At 66.7% G+C, this 16,277-nt stretch carries 17 protein-coding genes and 1 other RNA gene; 5 read left to right on the top strand and 13 right to left on the bottom strand.

From position 1 onward, the window contains the following. Positions 1–39: 39 nt before the first annotated feature. The 3 genes from ACZ5TO_RS01085 to rimP form a co-directional block, all read right to left on the bottom strand. Positions 40–693: an RNA-binding protein gene (locus ACZ5TO_RS01085; protein ID WP_184145229.1), complete on the bottom strand. Its 654-nt coding sequence runs from the start codon at positions 691–693 to the stop codon at positions 40–42. Between the two features lie 70 nt (positions 694–763). Beyond that, positions 764–2,365 carry a transcription termination factor NusA gene (nusA, locus tag ACZ5TO_RS01080; protein WP_184145230.1) on the bottom strand — a complete coding sequence of 534 codons (1,602 nt, stop codon included), beginning with the start codon at positions 2,363–2,365 and terminating at the stop codon, positions 764–766. 113 nt (positions 2,366–2,478) lie between these two features. Further along, on the bottom strand, positions 2,479–3,099 hold the full coding sequence (gene rimP, locus ACZ5TO_RS01075) for a ribosome maturation factor RimP (RefSeq protein ID WP_464799243.1): 621 nt from the start codon (positions 3,097–3,099) through the stop codon (positions 2,479–2,481). 251 nt (positions 3,100–3,350) lie between these two features. On the opposite strand from rimP, the gene ACZ5TO_RS01070 reads away from it, so the two are divergent. Beyond that, entirely contained in the window at positions 3,351–4,979 is a 1,629-nt protein-coding gene (locus ACZ5TO_RS01070) for an MFS transporter (RefSeq protein WP_380779894.1), read from the top strand. Positions 4,980–5,042: 63 nt separating this feature from the next. Here the strand turns inward: ACZ5TO_RS01070 and ACZ5TO_RS01065 are convergent, their stop codons facing one another. Both ACZ5TO_RS01065 and recR read right to left on the bottom strand, forming a co-directional pair. Further along, on the bottom strand, positions 5,043–6,257 hold the full coding sequence (locus ACZ5TO_RS01065; protein WP_464800315.1) for a lytic murein transglycosylase: 1,215 nt from the start codon (positions 6,255–6,257) through the stop codon (positions 5,043–5,045). A gap of 176 nt (positions 6,258–6,433) precedes the next feature. Then, positions 6,434–7,039, bottom strand: a complete 606-nt coding sequence (gene recR / locus ACZ5TO_RS01060; RefSeq protein ID WP_464799242.1) for a recombination mediator RecR — start codon at positions 7,037–7,039, stop codon at positions 6,434–6,436. Positions 7,040–7,099: 60 nt separating this feature from the next. On the opposite strand from recR, the gene ACZ5TO_RS01055 reads away from it, so the two are divergent. Next, the gene (locus tag ACZ5TO_RS01055) at positions 7,100–7,711 is read left to right on the top strand and encodes an MOSC domain-containing protein (protein ID WP_464800314.1); all 612 of its coding nucleotides are present in this window, start codon (positions 7,100–7,102) and stop codon (positions 7,709–7,711) included. Here the strand turns inward: ACZ5TO_RS01055 and ACZ5TO_RS01050 are convergent, their stop codons facing one another. The 4 genes from ACZ5TO_RS01050 to ffs all read right to left on the bottom strand — a co-directional run bounded on the left by ACZ5TO_RS01050 (position 7,712) and on the right by ffs (position 10,720). Continuing rightward, entirely contained in the window at positions 7,712–8,323 is a 612-nt protein-coding gene (locus ACZ5TO_RS01050; protein ID WP_184145479.1) for a LysE family translocator, read from the bottom strand. Positions 8,324–8,359: 36 nt separating this feature from the next. Next, positions 8,360–8,683, bottom strand: a complete 324-nt coding sequence (locus ACZ5TO_RS01045) for a YbaB/EbfC family nucleoid-associated protein (RefSeq protein ID WP_184145480.1) — start codon at positions 8,681–8,683, stop codon at positions 8,360–8,362. Between the two features lie 15 nt (positions 8,684–8,698). Beyond that, positions 8,699–10,576, bottom strand: a complete 1,878-nt coding sequence (locus tag ACZ5TO_RS01040) for a DNA polymerase III subunit gamma/tau (protein WP_464799241.1) — start codon at positions 10,574–10,576, stop codon at positions 8,699–8,701. Positions 10,577–10,622: 46 nt separating this feature from the next. Beyond that, positions 10,623–10,720: signal recognition particle sRNA small type (gene ffs / locus ACZ5TO_RS01035), an RNA gene on the bottom strand. A gap of 114 nt (positions 10,721–10,834) precedes the next feature. On the opposite strand from ffs, the gene ACZ5TO_RS01030 reads away from it, so the two are divergent. Together ACZ5TO_RS01030 and nudC are read left to right on the top strand one after the other, a co-directional pair. Beyond that, positions 10,835–11,245 (top strand): HIT domain-containing protein, encoded by a 411-nt coding sequence (locus ACZ5TO_RS01030; RefSeq protein WP_464799240.1) that lies wholly within the window; start codon positions 10,835–10,837, stop codon positions 11,243–11,245. Then, on the top strand, positions 11,242–12,216 hold the full coding sequence (gene nudC, locus ACZ5TO_RS01025; protein WP_464799239.1) for an NAD(+) diphosphatase: 975 nt from the start codon (positions 11,242–11,244) through the stop codon (positions 12,214–12,216). Before ACZ5TO_RS01030 ends, nudC begins: the two co-directional genes overlap by 4 nt. On the opposite strand, the gene ACZ5TO_RS01020 is transcribed toward nudC, so the two are convergent. From ACZ5TO_RS01020 to ACZ5TO_RS01010, 3 genes are all read right to left on the bottom strand, one after another. Further along, complete coding sequence (locus ACZ5TO_RS01020) at positions 12,217–12,453, bottom strand: hypothetical protein (protein ID WP_464799238.1); 237 nt, start codon at positions 12,451–12,453, stop codon at positions 12,217–12,219. An 83-nt stretch (positions 12,454–12,536) separates the two neighbouring features. Next, on the bottom strand, positions 12,537–13,388 hold the full coding sequence (locus tag ACZ5TO_RS01015) for a prephenate dehydratase (protein WP_184145484.1): 852 nt from the start codon (positions 13,386–13,388) through the stop codon (positions 12,537–12,539). A 15-nt stretch (positions 13,389–13,403) separates the two neighbouring features. Beyond that, positions 13,404–14,159, bottom strand: coding sequence for a 3-deoxy-manno-octulosonate cytidylyltransferase (locus tag ACZ5TO_RS01010; protein ID WP_464799237.1), 756 nt, complete (start codon positions 14,157–14,159; stop codon positions 13,404–13,406). Between the two features lie 151 nt (positions 14,160–14,310). On the opposite strand from ACZ5TO_RS01010, the gene ACZ5TO_RS01005 reads away from it, so the two are divergent. Beyond that, positions 14,311–15,024 carry a c-type cytochrome gene (locus tag ACZ5TO_RS01005; RefSeq protein ID WP_464799236.1) on the top strand — a complete coding sequence of 238 codons (714 nt, stop codon included), beginning with the start codon at positions 14,311–14,313 and terminating at the stop codon, positions 15,022–15,024. Positions 15,025–15,100: 76 nt separating this feature from the next. Here ACZ5TO_RS01005 and ACZ5TO_RS01000 read toward each other — a convergent pair whose 3' ends face one another. After that, the gene (locus ACZ5TO_RS01000) at positions 15,101–16,045 is read right to left on the bottom strand and encodes an AEC family transporter (protein ID WP_184145487.1); all 945 of its coding nucleotides are present in this window, start codon (positions 16,043–16,045) and stop codon (positions 15,101–15,103) included. Positions 16,046–16,277 lie beyond the last annotated feature (232 nt).

Below are 16,277 nucleotides of genomic sequence, written 5' to 3'. Positions count from 1 at the left end.
TCCAATGCGAATGCGGCCGGCGCCAAGCCGGTGACCGCGTCATTGGTTCGGCTGGCCAGCGCCGCCATGTGCTCCCACCCGGGCGCCGCCCCGGTATTTTTCGAGCATGATTGCGCGCTTCACTACACCCTCACCCGCCTGCCCTGCAAGCGCTGCGGCATGGATAAAAGCATTCTGGCCCAAAAGCTCCTCCAATTCGCCTTCCGAGAAGAGCCTGAAGGAGGGTATTTCCGTTTCGTCGTCGGTCAGGAAGCTCGCTGCCTTCCGCGCCTGGTCTATCTTTCTGACGCCGTCGGCAGCCGCGTCCGCCGCATGGAAGACGGCAAGGGCGGCCAGAGACCGCACCGCCTGATCCACCTTCGTCGAGCCGGTGACGAACTGGCCGGCCTTGCGCGCCATGTTCATCATGCCGCCGAGCTGGGCCGCCAGAAGCCGGTCCACCTCGGCCCCGAGCTCGGGGCCTGCCTTCGCATCGGCCCGAAGGGCGCGGGCGAAGAGCTTGCGGGCCACCGCCTTGTCGACGATCGCCCGTTCGGCCTTCACCCAGCAACCACGTCCGGGGAGTTGACGCTTGAGGTCCGCGACGACGCTGCCGTCGGGGCCGGCGACGAAGCGGATGAGATCATCCGCTTCCCCGCTTTCGCGCGTCACGATGCACATGCGCTCGTTCACGCCGTCGTCCTTCTTGCCCATATAGGTTCCCGTTCCTGCCGACGCAAACCGCAACGGGGCGGGCGGCATGTCAAACCCTCAAGGACGCCGGTCAGGCGTCCTGTTCGGCGCCTTCCACGACCGGCTCTTCCTCGGTGGCGAGATCCTCTTCCGTGATCCAGCCGGCCGCAAGGCGGGCCTGCACGATCATGGCCTCGGCCTCGGCGCGGGAGACCTCGAACTTCGAGAACAGACCCTCGAACTTCTTCGTCTCGCCGTCCTTGCGCTCGGTCCAGCCGACGAGGTCGTCGGCCGCGCAGCCGGCGAAGTCTTCCATCGTCTTGATGCCGTCCTCGCCGAGGGCGACGAGCATCTGGCCCGTCATGCCGTCGATCTGGCGCAGTTCGTCGGCAACGCCGAGCTCCTTGCGCTTGGCGTCCATCTCGGCCTCGATGCGGTCGAGATATTCGCGGGCGCGGGTCTGGATCTCCTGGGCCGTGTCCTCGTCGAAACCGTCGATGGACGAGATTTCGTCGAGGTCGACATAGGCGACTTCCTCGACGGCGGCAAAGCCCTCGGAGGCAAGGACCTGGCCGACCATCTCGTCGACGTCGAGGGCATCCATGAAGAGGTTGGTGCGCTCGTTGAATTCCTTCTGGCGGCGCTCGGATTCCTCGGCTTCCGTCAGGATGTCGATATCCCAGCCGGTGAGCTGCGAGGCGAGGCGCACGTTCTGGCCGCGGCGGCCGATGGCGAGCGAGAGCTGCTCGTCCGGCACGACGACCTCGATGCGCTCGGCGTCTTCATCCAGAACCACCTTGGCGACTTCCGCCGGCTGCAGGGCGTTGACGATGAAGGAGGCCGGATCCTGCGACCACGGGATGATGTCGATCTTCTCGCCCTGAAGCTCGCCGACGACGGCCTGCACGCGCGAGCCGCGCATACCGACGCAGGCGCCGACCGGATCGATGGAACTATCGTTCGAGATGACGGCGATCTTCGCACGCGAGCCCGGGTCGCGGGCCACCGACTTGATCTGGATGATGCCGTCGTAGATTTCCGGCACTTCCATGGTGAAGAGCTTCACCATGAACTGCGGATGGGTGCGCGACAGGAAGATCTGCGGCCCGCGCTGCTCGCGGCGCACGTCGTAGACATAGGCGCGCACGCGGTCGCCGTAGCGCATGTTCTCGCGCGGGATCATCTCGTCGCGGCGGATGATGCCTTCGCCTCGGCCGAGGTCGACGATGACGTTGCCGTATTCGACGCGCTTGACCGTGCCGTTGACGATCTCGCCGATGCGGTCCTTGTATTCGTCGTACTGACGGTCACGCTCGGCCTCGCGCACCTTCTGCACGATGACCTGCTTGGCCGACTGGGCGGCGATGCGGCCAAAGTCCATCGGCGGCAGCGGGTCGGCGATGAAGTCGCCGAGCTTGGCGTCCGGGTTGCGGTCGCGCGCCAGTTCCAGCGGGATCTGGGTGGAATAGTCCTCGGCGTGCTCGACGACTTCCAGCAGGCGCTGGAGGCGGATTTCGCCGGTCTTGGAATTGATGTCGGCGCGGATGTTGGATTCCGTGCCGTAACGCGAGCGGGCTGCCTTCTGGATGGCGTCGGCCATCGCGGCAAGCACGATCTCGCGGTCGATGACCTTTTCACGGGCCACGGCATCCGCGATCTGCAGAAGCTCAAGCCGGTTCGCACTGACTGCCATTGTCTCAGGTCTCCATGGTCGGGCCGGGGCCTAGCCGCCAGCCTGTCGGGAGCGGCGCGCCGCTCCGGTTCCGTCCTCTCCGCTCCGCCGCTTTCGGCGAAGCGCACTCACACTTATTCTTCGTCGTCGCCGTCTTCTTCGTCGTTCTGGTTCGCGGCCTGCGCGGCCTTCGCCTTCTTGTCGGCGGCCAGCGCGTCGCGGATCAGCTCGTCGGTCAGGATCAGCCGGCCTTCGGCAAGCGCCGTGAAGGGGATGACGACCACCGGCTCGTCGCCGGGGGCGGGCTGGTCCCGCTCCAGCGTGAAGCCGTTCTCGTCTGCGGCGACGATCTTGCCGCGGAAGCGCTTGCGCCCGTCGACCAGGATCGACGTCTCGCATTTCAAAAGATGGCCGAGCCAGCGCGTGAAGTCTGACTTGCGGACCATCGGCCGGTCGATGCCGGGCGATGAGACCTCCAGATGATACGCCTTGTCGATCGGATCCTCAACGTCGAGCACCGGCGAGATGGCCATCGAGACCTGCTCGCAGTCCTCCACGGTGATGGTGCCGTCCGGCCGCTCGCACATGATCTGCAGCGTCGCGCCGTTCTGCGCCGAAAGGCGCACGCGCACGAGTTGGTAGCCGATCTGCTCGATGGTCGGCTCGATGATGTCGGCGACGCGCCGGTCGAGGCCGGTCTCGACGATCAGCCGCGGCTCGACGGCGGTGTTTTCTGCCTGGGTCGTGTCGTTCATGACATGCCCTCCCGGGATGTTCGTTATCATGCGCTCGATCGGGGCAATAAAAAAGAGCGGGTCCTTGCGGGCCCACTCTTCATCTGACGATCAAGAATTTGCGGCTGATATAGACCCACTTCGCCGCGAATGCAAGATCGGCGGCAAATCCGCCTGTGGGCGGGCGCATCTACCTGCACGTGGCCGGGTTGCCGCAATTTCCCGATGGACTAGATTGCCCCTTGAAACCGCGTCGAGAAAGAGTGCCCGCCGTGCCGGATCGCAAGTCCCCCCTCGCCCCCTTTCGCAACGAGACCTATCGCCTGATCTGGGCCGCCAGCCTCATTTCCAATTTCGGCGGGCTCGTGCAGTCCGTCGGCGCGGCCTGGATGATGGCCTCGATCTCGCCTTCGGCCAACATGGTGGCGCTGGTGCAGGCCTCCACCTCGCTGCCGATCATGCTGTTCTCCGTCGCCGCCGGGGCGCTCGCCGACAATTTCGACCGGCGCAGGCTGATGCTGTCGGCCCAGTGTTTCATGCTGGTCGTCTCCATCGCCCTGACGCTCTGTGCCTGGCAGGGCCTCATCACGCCCTGGCTGCTGCTGACCTTCACCTTCCTCATCGGCTGCGGCACCGCGCTCAACAACCCGGCCTGGCAGGCCTCCGTCGGCGACATGGTGCCGCGCGAGGACCTGCCGGCGGCCGTCTCGCTCAACAGCATGGGCTTCAACATCACCCGCAGCGTCGGGCCGGCCATCGGTGGCGTCATCGTGGCGGCGGGCGGGGCGGCGGCGGCCTTCGCCGCCAATGCGCTCAGCTATTTCGCCCTCCTCTACGCGCTCTTCCGCTGGAAGCCGAACGTGCCGCGCAGCGCGCTGCCGCGCGAGGATTTCGGCCGCGCCATCTCGGCGGGCCTGCGCTATGTCTCCATGTCGCCGAACATCTGCAAGGTGCTTTTGCGCGGCTTCGCCTTCGGCCTTGCCACCAGCTCCATCCTCTCGCTGCTGCCGCTCATCGCCCGCGACATCGTCTCGGGCGGGCCGCTGACCTACGGCATCCTGCTCGGCTGTTTCGGGCTCGGCGCCATCGGCGGGGCGCTGCTGAACGCGAGCGTGCGCGAGCGCTTCTCCAGCGAGACCATCGCGCGCCTCGCCTTCACCGGCTTTGCCGTCAGCGCATGCGTTTCGGCCCTCAGCACCTCGGCGCTGCTGACCGGTGCGGTGCTGCCCATTGCCGGCGCCTCCTGGGTGCTGGCGCTCTCGCTCTTCAACACGACGGTGCAGCTTTCCACGCCGCGCTGGGTCGTCGCCCGCGCGCTTTCGCTCTACCAGACCACCACCTTCGGCGGCATCGCCGCCGGAAGCTGGATCTGGGGCGCGACGGCCGACACGCACGGCGCGCAGACCGCGCTCATCGCCTCGGCGGTGACGATGATCGCCGGCGCCGCCCTCGGCCTGCGCTTTTCGCTGCCGGAGCTCGAAAGCCTCAATGTCGATCCGCTGGGCCGCTTCAGCGAGCCGGACCTGCCGCTCGACCTCAAGCCGCGCAGCGGCCCCATCGTCATCCTCATCGATTACGAGATCGACGAGAAGGACATTCCCGAATTCCTTGAGACGATGACCGAGCGGCGGCGCATCCGCATCCGCGACGGCGCGGGCCAATGGGCGCTGATGCGGGACCTGGAAAACCCCACCGTCTGGACCGAGACCTACCATGTGCCGACCTGGGTGGAATATGTGCGCCACAATCAGCGCCGCACGCTCGCCGATGCCGCCAACGGCGAGAAGCTACGGCTCCTCCACCGCGGCGCGGACGCCCCGCGCGTCCACCGCATGATCGAGCGCCAGACGATCGTTCCGCATCAATACGAGCGGTTCAAGCAGCAGGTGGTGGTACACTGACCCATCTGTTTGTTTTGCGCATTTCCGGACGCAGAACCGCTGCACACTTTTGCTGGAAATGCCCTAGCGCAGCTTGGCCTTAAGCGAGGCGTCGGGAAAGCAGGTAGGGGCAAGGCCGTTCTTCGCCTGCCAGTCGCCGAGCGAGCGGCGCGTCTTGTAGCCCGGCAGGCCGTCGACCTTGCCGACGTCGTAGCCCTTGGCGACGAGCGCCTTCTGCATGGCAAGCACGTCCGAGCGCAGCATCCTGCCGACATCGCCCCAAGCGCCGCGGAACGGGCCGCTGCCATAGGCGATGCGGTCGGCGAGGTTGCCGAGGAAGAGGGCGTAGAGGTCGGAGTTGTTGTATTCCTTGAGCACGTAGAAATTCGGCGTGACGATGAATTCCGGACCGTGCGTGCCGGCCGGGACCAGCATCATGCCGGAGGCCTTCGCCTCGCCGGCCGGGAACGCCTTGCCGGAGATGCGCGTGATGCCGCTCGAGGCCCATGCCGAGATCGGCTTGGCGAGGTCCGGCCCTTCCTGCGCGCAGGAGACGCCGTCCGGGATCGAGACCTCGTAGCCCCAGCCACGGCCCGGCTGCCAGCCCTTCTTCACGAGGTAGTTGGCGATGGAGGCGAGCGTGTCGGGCACCGAATCCCAGATGTCGCGCACGCCGTCGCCGTCGAAATCGACGGCATATTGCAGGAAGCTCGTCGGCATGAACTGCGGCTGGCCGAGCGCGCCGGCCCAGGAGCCGCGAAGCTGCCCCACCGTGCGGTCGCCGCCGTCGACGATGTGGAGCGCGGCGATCAGCTCCTTGCGGAAGAGGTCCTTGCGCGTCGACATGAAGGCCTTGGTGGCCAGAACCTCGACGGCCGAATAGGGGATCTTCGCGCTGCCGAAACCGGATTCACGGCCCCAGACGGCAAGCACGATCTCGCCCGGCACGCCGAAGCGCTGCTCGACCTTGCGCAACGTCGAGGCATGGGCCCTGGCAAGGCTGCTTCCTCTTGCCGCAAGGCTTTGCAGGCGCTTTTCGGAGAAATAGGCGCCGGGCGCGGAGAACTCCGCCTGGCTCTGCGCCTGTTCCTTTTTCGGCTTTGAGCCGGGCGGCACGAGGTCGGGAAGGTCCCAGTTGAGCGTCACGCCGTCCATCGCCGCGCGGAAGGTCTTCTCGCTGACGCCGGTTTTCCTTGCCGCCGGCCAGAGGTCGTTGTCGATCCAGGCGCGGAACATCGCCTCCACCTCGGCCTTGGAGGCCGCGTGGGCGGGGAAGGAAACGAGCGCGAGCGCAATCATCAGCGCGAGGCGGGCGAGGATACCCCCCTCTGCCCTGCCGGGCATCTCCCCCACACGGGGGGAGATTGAATCGTGGCACCGCCTCGCCCCAAGCCGATCTCCCCCCTTGTGGGGGAGATGCCCGGCAGGGCAGAGGGGGGTGAACCGCAACAGCCATCGCAACATGAACACTCTCCTCAGATCGCCGTACGCGCCCGGAGCGCGGCCGTCAGCGTGCCTTCGTCGAGATAGTCGAGCTCGCCGCCGACGGGAACGCCGTGGGCGAGGCGCGTGATCTTCACGTCGAGGCCGGAAAGCTGGTCGGTGATGTAGTGGGCGGTCGTCTGGCCCTCGACGGTGGCGTTGACGGCGACGATCAATTCGCGCACGCCGCCCTTCGCCACCCGGTCGACGAGGCCGCGGATGTTAAGGTCGTCCGGGCCGATGCCGTCGAGCGGCGAGAGCGTGCCGCCGAGGACGTGGTAGGCGGCGTTCATCGCGCCGGCGCGCTCCAGCGCCCAGAGATCGGAAACGTCCTCGACGACGATGATGACCGACTGGTCGCGCTGCACGTCCGTGCAGACCGTGCAGGGGTCCATCGTATCGACGTTGCCGCAGCACGAGCAGATGCGCACCTTGCGGTGCGCCTCGCCCATCGCGTCGGCAAGGGGACCCAGAAGCTGGTCCTTCTTCTTGACGAGGTGCAGCGCCGCCCGGCGCGCCGAGCGCGGCCCGAGGCCCGGCACCTTCGCCAGAAGCTGGATGAGTTTTTCGATTTCAGGGCCGGTGACTCGTTTTGCCATTGCCGGTATCTAGCCCATATCAAGGGGAAACGGAATCCACCCCGCAGGGAGGCAGCGCTGATCAGGATAGTTGCGGTATGCACGGGCCTTGCCCGTCCGGTTCCCGGCAAAAGCTACAAGACCGGCATTTTCAAGACGCCGACCGATGCGGCCGTCGTCGTCGACCGCGAAGGGCTGCTCGGCGACGCCATCTGCAACCGCAAGCACCATGGCGGCCCGGAACAGGCGGTCTACGCGCTCGGCTCGGTCGATCTCGACTGGTGGACGAAGGAGTTCGGCAGGACCATCGAGCCGGGCACCTTCGGCGAGAACCTCGTCATTTCGGGCATCGACAGCCGCAGCGTCTCGGTCGGCGACCGCTTCGAGACGGAGAGCGTCCTCCTCGAAGTCACCTCGACGCGCATCCCCTGCGCCACGCTCTCGGCGCGCATGGGCGATCCGGGCTTTGCCAAGCGCTTCATGCAGGCGGGGCGGCCGGGCTTCTACTGTCGGGTCCTTCGGGACGGCGTGATCCAGGCGGGCGATACCGTCACCTATACGCCCTTCGACGGCGCGCCCGTCACCATGCCGGAACTCTTGCGCACCTACGGCAGGAATCTTTCCGAAGAGGACCGCAACCGCTATCTCGCCGCGCCCATCAACGACAAGCTGCGCGCGGCCCTGACCGGCTGATCAGCGCGTCGCGATGGCCGCCGCCGCCCCGGCCATGGTGCCGGCGCTGACGCGGTTGGCGATGCGCACGGCGCGCGGGCTCCTGAGGAACCGGCGGGCGCGCGAGGCGAGGAAGACCCAGGCAAGGTCGATCGCCACCAGCACGACGAACATGGTGACGACGAGCTCCGCCCAGCCGGTGAGCGTGACGGCGCCGAGATCGATGATCGCCGGCAGCAGCGCGACGTAAAACATCATGATCTTCGGATTGCCGAGCGTCACCGTCATGCCGGCGAAGAACAGCTTTGCGCCGGAGCGCGCCTCGGGCAGCGCGGCCTCGCCCGTGTCGACCGGCGCGAACCACATCTTCCAGGCGAGGTAGAGAAGGTAGAGGACACCGAGCCACTTGATGGCGACGAAGGCGGCGTAGAAGGTCTCGGCGATGGCCGCAAGGCCGAGCACGGCGCAGGTGAGCCAGATGCCCTCGCCGATCCACATGGCGGCGAGGAAGGGAAGCACGTCCCTCGCCCCGCGCGACAGGACACGCGCGACCAGCGCGGCGATACTCGGGCCGGGCGAGCCGGCCGCCATCATCAGCGCGCCGGCGAAGATTACGAGGGTCGTCAGGCTCATCGGAAATCCTCCTCAGGAGCCGTCGACCCTACAGTATCAGAACGGCAGTTTGAAGCCGGGCGGGATCGGCAGGCCGGCGGTCAGCGCCTTGGTCTTTTCGGCCGCCTGCGCCTCGGCCTTTTCCTTGGCGTCCTTGTGGGCGGCGACGATCAGGTCTTCCAGGATCTCGACGTCGTCTTCCTTGAAGAGCGAGGGATCGATCTTCAGGCCCTTGAGGTTGCCCTTGCCGTCGAGCGTGACGGAGACGAGGCCGCCGCCGGAGGCGCCGGAGACTTCGAGCGCGGCGATCTCCTCCTGCATCTTCTCCATCTTGGCCTGCATTTCCTTGACCTTGCCCATCATGCCCATGATGTCGCGCATCGGCCTCTCCTCTTTCTAGTGTTCGATATCGTCGCCGGGCAGGATGTCGCCCTCGGCGGATTCGGCGGCGGCAGGCGCCGCGACGGTCTCGATCTCGTCTTCCGCTTCCTGCACCTTGATGCGCACGTCGGTGATCTTGGCGCCGGGGAAGCGCTGCAGGATGGCGGCGACGTCCGGGTCCTGCCGGGCGTCGGCGACGCGCGCCTCCTGCGCCATCGTCTCGGCCTCGGACAGCGTCGGCCCGCCGGCCTCGCGCGAGAGGATGACCAGCCAGCGCATGCCGGTCCATTCCTGGAGGCGATTCTGAAGGTCGGTAATCAGCGATTTCGGCGCGTCCTGCGCAAGGCCGATCTCCAGCTTGCCGGCCTCCACGCGCACCGGCTTCACGAAGGCGCGCACGAGCGCGCGCAGGCGGATGTCGCGGTTCTTCGTGCAGAGGTCGGCGATGTCGGAGAGGGAATTGACCGGCACCTTCGGCGCAGCGGCCGGCTGCTCGGCCGGGGCGGTCTCGATGCGGCCGACCGGCTGGGGTGACGGCTCGGCCTGCGGCACGGCGCGCAGCATCGTCGCGCCGCCCGACTGGGCGCGCGCCGGTGCATCCGGCTGGCGGGAGACGGCGGAAACGGCGGCCTGCGCCGTCGGCTGGCCGCCACCGTTGCCGTCCGCTTGCGGCGCGCGGCCGCCACCAGCGCCGCCCTCGCCGCCCGAAAGCTCGGCAAGGCGGCGCGCGGCCTCTTCCGGCGAGGGAAGGTTCGCGGCATGGGCAAGGCGGATGATGACCATCTCCGCCGCGCCCGCCGGGCGGCTGGAGGCTTCCGCCTCAGGAATGCCCTTGAGGAGCATCTGCCACATGCGCGAGAGCGCTGTCACGGCGATGGAATTGGCGAACTCCACGCCGCGCACGCGCTCGATCTCGCTCAGCGACTGGTCGCCGGCCGCATCCGGCACGTATTTCATGCGGGTGACGAGGTGGGTGAAATCGGCAAGGTCCGTCAGGACGACGGAGGGGCTGGCGCCGGCCTCGTACTGTGCGGCGAACTCGGCGAGCGCAGCGGCCGCATCGCCCTTCACGATATGCTCGAAGAGATCGACGATGCGCGCCCGGTCGGCAAGGCCGAGCATGGAGCGCACGGCCTCGACCTCGACGCGGCCCGCCCCATGGGCGATCGCCTGGTCGAGCAGCGAGAGGCCGTCGCGGGCCGAGCCCTCGGCGGCGCGTGCGACCATGGCGAGCGCATCCGGCTCGAAATCGACGCCTTCCTTGCCGAGGATGGTGGAAAAGAGGCCGACAAGGTCGGAGGCGCCGATGCGGCGCAGGTCGAACCGCTGGCAGCGCGACAGGACGGTGATCGGGACCTTGCGGATCTCCGTCGTCGCGAAGATGAACTTCACATGCTCCGGCGGCTCTTCCAGCGTCTTCAACAGGCCGTTGAAGGCCTGCGTCGAGAGCATGTGCACTTCGTCGATGATATAGACCTTGTAGCGCGCCGAAACGGGGCGGTAGCGCACCTGCTCGATGATCTCGCGGATATCGTCGATGCCGGTATGGGAGGCGGCATCCATCTCGATGACGTCGACATGCCGGCCTTCCATGATGGCCTGGCAATGCTCGCCGGGCACGCGAAGGTCGATCGTCGGCCTGTCGATCTCGGGGGTCTTGTAGTTGAGCGCGCGGGCGAGGATGCGGGCGGTCGTCGTCTTGCCGACGCCGCGCACGCCCGTCAGCATGTAGGCCTGGGCGATGCGGCCGGTCTCGAACGCATTCGTCAGCGTGCGGACCATCGGCTCCTGCCCGACCATCAGGTCGGAGAAGTCCTTCGGGCGGTACTTGCGGGCAAGCACCCGGTAGGCGGCCGGTTTTTCGCTGGACGGATTTGTGGTTTCGTCGCTCATCGACCCTGCCGCAAATGAGGCGCTTTAGTCCCGACAGGACGGTAAGGTGGGAGGCTGGCACGATGACCCGTGCCGGGGCTCGTTAGGGCTGCTTCCTTCCGGACCTGACCCGGTTGGCGAGTGGCTCGTCCACCACCAACCTCCCGCCCTCCATATCGGCAATATTCCGGCCGAATGCAAGCCGAGGCGATAAAAAACTGTTGGAGGGAAATCGGCTGCGTGGCATGACTCTTCAAAACAGGCATGCGGAAGAACTTCATGAGCGACTTTCAACCCGACGAACGGCTGGCGCGCGACAGCGATCTCCTGACGAAGATCGGCCTGTGCGAACTGCGCCTGATGAAGGACAAGCGCTGGCCCTGGCTGGTGCTCCTGCCCCAGCGGGCGAATGTCAGCGAGATCTTCGAGCTGACCCCGCTCGACCAGACCATGCTGACCTTCGAGACGGTGCTGGTGGCCGAGGCGCTGAAGAAGGTGACGGGTGCGACGAAGATCAACACCGGCGCGCTCGGCAACATCGTCCGCCAATTGCACGTCCATGTCGTCGCGCGCAGCGAGGGCGATGCCAACTGGCCGGGCCCCGTCTGGGGCCACGGCACCGCCGAGCCGCGCACGGCCGAGGAAACCAAGGCCTTCGCGGCCAAGCTCCTGGATGCCCTGACCCCATGAAGCCTTCCCTTTTCGATTTCTACCGCCCGCATCCGGAACCCAGCACCATGGTGGCCTTTGCGGAAAACACGCTCGACCGCCGCTCGGAGCACCGCGCGCCCGATTGCCTGGAACAGGCCTTCAAGGCCGAGAACGTCCACGCCTTCGCGCTCGCCGGTGGCAAGCTCGTCGTCAAGCACGACGAGAAGATCATCGATCCGCTGTTCGCGCCCTACGAGCTTGCCGAGCTCGGCCCGGTGCCGGAGGATTCCATCCTCCTCGGCTACCTGAAGAACGGTGAGCCGCGGCTTGCCATCCCCGTCAAGGCCGATCCCGATACGCTGCACGAGCCGCTGAAGGCCGCCGACGGGCGCACGCTCTACCGCCAGCAGATGCTCGACGACGACCTGCTCGGCCAGTTCGCCCAGGCCTCCAGCATGATGACCTGGAACGCGAACAACCGCTTCTGCGGCAAGTGCGGCTCGCCGACCCGCTCGGAGATCGGCGGCTACCGGCGCATCTGCGAGGCCTGCGGCCACACGATCTTCCCGCGCACCGATCCCGTCGCGATCATGCTGGTCATCGACATCGAACGCGACCTCTGCCTGCTCGGCCGCTCGCCGCATTTCCCGGAGGGCATGTATTCCTGCCTTGCCGGCTTCCTGGAGCCGGGCGAGACCATCGAGCATACGGTGCGGCGCGAGACCTTCGAGGAATCCGGCATCAAGGTCGGCCGCGTGCGCTACCACGCCTCGCAGCCCTGGCCGATGCCGCATTCGCTGATGATCGGCTGCTACGGCGAGGCGATCTCCTTCGATATCCGCCGCGACGAGGCGGAGCTGGAGGATTGCCGCTGGTTCACCCGCGCCGAGACGGCGGCGATGATCGAGCGCAATGCCCTTTCCGGCCTCGCGCCGGGCGTCACGGCCCCGCCGCCGAAGGGCGCCATCGCGCACCGGCTGATGCGCGACTGGCTGGATTGGGAAGGCTGATCAGCGCAGGCCGAACCGCGGCTCGTCGCCCGGATGGCGGTGCAGCCGGAGGCTCGGCGCGATGAAACGCGCGATGACCGGGCTGACGAGGAAGGTGACGGCGATCCAGGCCGGCAGCAGGTACTTGGCGTGCGCGTTCAGCGCCGGCACGGCGAGGATGGCGATGGTTCCGGCACCGAAGACGACGGCGTTCACCATCATCGACACCAGGATCGTGATATAGGTGATCGTGCGCATGGGCATCTCCTTTCGCTTGGGAAATGCCGGTGCGGCGGCGCGGTTCCGGCCTACCTGACGATCGTCAAGTCCGGTGCGCGCCTTTAAAACGCGCTGCGCATCGGGTGTGCCCGGTAGGTGCCGAGGATGCGGACCTTCTCCGAGAAGAAGCGCAGTTCCTCCAGCGCCTGGCGCACATGCTGGTCGTCCGGATGGCCTTCGATATCGGCATAGAACTGGGTGGCGATGAACTTGCCGCCGATCTGGTAGCTTTCGAGCTTCGTCATGTTGATGCCGTTCGTCGCAAAGCCGCCGAGCGCCTTGTAGAGGGCGGCCGGAATGTTGCGCACGTTGAAGACGAAAGTGGTGACGACGATGCCCTCACCGTCACGCTCGGCCTTCTTCTCCTCCCGCGAGAGGACGACGAAGCGGGTGACGTTGCTTTCCGTATCCTCGACGTTCTCCGCGACGATCGACAGGCCGTAGAGATCGGCCGCAAGGCGCGGGGCGAGCGCAGCCATGGTGCGGTCGCCACTCTCCGAGACGAGCTTGGCAGCACCCGCCGTATCGCCGGCGATCACCGGCTTCCAGCCGTTGCGGCGCACGATCTTGCGGCACTGGCCGAGCGCGTGGATATGGCTGTGGACCGTGCGGATATCCTCGCGCGTCACGCCCGGCAGCACCATGAGCTGGAAGCGGATCGGCATGAAATATTCGCCGACGATGTGCAGGTTCGATTCCGGCAGCAGATTGTGGATGTCGGCGACGCGGCCGGCGATCGTGTTCTCGATGGGGATCATCGCAAGATCCGCATCGCCGTTCTCGACGGCCAGGAACGCATCCTCGAAGGTCTGGCACGGCAGCGGCTCCATGGTCGGGAACATGTCGCGGCTCGCCATGTCGGAATTCGCGCCGAACTCGCCCTGGAAGGCGATCTTGTTGGTCTTCATGATCATGGCCGGGTATCCGTATCAGATGGGGTGGGCCGCGAGCATCGCCCGGGCCTTTTCGAGGTCGGCGGGAGTATCGACACCGAGCGGAACGGTGTCAACGATCTCCGCGTCGATCCGCATGCCGGCCTCCAGCGCCCGGAGCTGCTCCAGCGACTCGCGCCTTTCCAGCGTCGAGGGGGCAAGCGAGACGAAGGCTTCGAGCGCCTTGCGGCGATAGGCATAGAGGCCGATGTGATGGTAGAGCGGCCCCTTGCCGTAGGGCGCCGTCGCGCGGGTGAAGTAGAGCGCGCGAAGGCGGCTCTCGCCGATCGGCGAGCCGACGACCTTCACCACGTTCGGATTGGTCTTCTCCTCCTCCTCGCGGATTTCCGTCGTCAGCGTGGCGATGTCGGTCGCGGCGTTCTCCAGCGGGCGGAGCGCGGCGCGGATCGTTTCCGGATCGATGGTCGGCAGGTCGCCCTGCACGTTGATGACGATCTCGGCGCGCCCTTCCGGGTCGCTCTTCGCCAAGGCCTCGTGGATGCGGTCGGAGCCGGACTGGTGGTCGACGCGCGTCATCACCGCCTCGAAGCCTGCCGCCGTGACCGCATCGAAGATGTCCTGATGGTCGACCGCGACGACGACCCGGCCGACGCCGGCGGCCGCCGCGCGCCGCGCAACCTGCACGATCATCGGCAGGCCTGCGATATCGGCGAGCGGCTTGCCCGGAAGGCGAGTCGAGGCCATGCGCGCCGGAATGAGCACGAGGGTCTTGTCAAAATTGGCGCGATTCATCTCAGGCCCTTCAAAACCCCCGGGAAAAGTGTCAAAAGGTCTCAGTGCGGGGGCTACAATCACTGTTGCAACGAAGCAGCAAAAGACATAGGTTCCGCGCGATTTCAAGACTGGCCGGCGTCTGTCCGCCGGTTGCTAGGGGAGCGTTTGGATGAACTCTTATGTGAACATGGGCGTTGGTGCCCTGCTTGGCACCGTCTTCGTACTGATGTCCGTGTCGATCGCTTCTGAAGGCATTTTCCATTCGGAAGCTCCCGAGAAGGAAGGCTTCACGATCGTCGCCGAGGAAACCGGCGGGGCGGAAGCTGCCGGCGGAGACGAAGCCGCAAAGGCCGTTCCGATCGCGACCCTGCTTGCCAGCGCCGATGCAACCGCCGGCGCAACCGTCTTCAAGAAGTGTGCGAGCTGTCATAACGCCGATAAGGGAGGCCCGAACAAGGTCGGGCCTAACCTTTGGGGAGTCGTGAACCGCCCCATCGCCTCGCATGAGGGCTTCAGCTACTCGGCCGGCATGACGACCTTCTCCGAAGACCACAAGCTCGTCTGGGACTTCGACCACCTGAACTTCTTCCTCGAAGCGCCGAAGAAGCATGTTCCGGGCACCGCCATGGGCTTTGCCGGCCTCAAGAAGGACGACGAGCGCGCCAACCTGATCGCCTACCTGCGCACGCTCTCCGACAACCCGGTTCCGCTGCCGACGGCCGACGCCGGTGCTGCGGCGACCGAAGGCGGCGCTGCCGCCACCGATGGCGCGGCTGCCACGGACGGCGCGGCTCCCGCCGAGGGCGGCGCTGCTGCAACGACCACCGAGGGCTCCACCCCGGCCGAAGGCGGCACGACGACCGAGCAGCCGGCCGCACAGTAAGAAGCGGCCCTACCGACGCAGACACCGAAACCCGGCCTTCGCGCCGGGTTTTTTGTTGCCCTGGGGGAAAAACAGTTCAGCCGAGCAGCCAGGCCCAGAACGACACGGTGAAGACGCCGAAGGCCGTCGTCATGGTGATGGTGGAGGAGGCGAGCGCGTGGCCGACGCCGAAATGGTTGGCGAGCAGCCAGGCATTGACGCCCGTTGGCACAGAGGAGGTCAGCACCATGGCGGCCGTCCACTGGGGGCTGAGGCCGAGCAGCCGGCAGGCGACATAGACGGAGCCCGGCAGGAGCACGAGCTTCAGGGCCGTCATGGCGAGCGCGATGCCGGCATTGCCGCCGACCTTGTACCTGTTGAGCGCCATGCCGATGGAGATGAGGGCCGCCGGCCCCGCCATGGCCGCGACCTGATCGACCATCACCTTCACCGGCCCCTTGAGCGGCACGCCGCCGACATGGAACAGCGCGCCGACGAAGAGGCCGATCACCAGCGGATTGCGCACGAGGTTGCGCACGATGCCGAGGAGGAGGGCCGCAAAGCTCTGCGGCGGGCGCGTGCCGTCCTTGCGCTCGGCACGCTCCATGAGCACCGTGCCGGCGATCATCATGACCGGCAGATGCACCGACAGCAGCACCGAGATCGCCACGAGCCCGTCTTCGCCGACGACGCGCGAGACGAGCGGCAGGCCGATGAAGACGGTGTTGGCGAAGGCGGCGGAGACGCCCGCGAGCACCCCCATCCTCCGGTCGCGCTTGAAGCCGAGCGTCGCCGTCAGATGCGCGACGGTCCAGGTGACGGCGACGCCGGCGAAATAGGCGACCCAGATGCGCAGCGGCGATTCGCCGGCAAAGTCCGCCTCCGCGATGGTGCGGAAGAGCAGCACCGGCACGGCCACCCGGAAGACGAAATCGCCGAGCCCCTCGCCCAGCTCCTCCCTGAGATAGCCGGTGCGCACCAGCGTCCAGCCGAGGAGGATCAAGGCGAAAACGGGCAAGACATTGAGGGCGACGTCCGACATGAAACCGTCCGAGTGAGAAAAAGACGGTCTTCGGTAGGGCAACTGGCCGGAAGCGTCCAGCGGCAAGCGCCGGGCGGGCATGAAAAAAGCGAGGGTCGCCCCCCGCTTCCTCATCCCGGCCTTGCCGGGCCAGTGTTTCGCGCAGTGCCAGTACATCCGTGGTCACCGCGTTGCCGAAACACGACTTTCGTGTCTGACGAAGGGTCTACCCGACCGCTGTTACAGCGGTATG

This window comes from Shinella sp. Sh6 (assembly GCF_055392685.1).
This window is presented reverse-complemented; position numbering and strand designations above follow the sequence as displayed.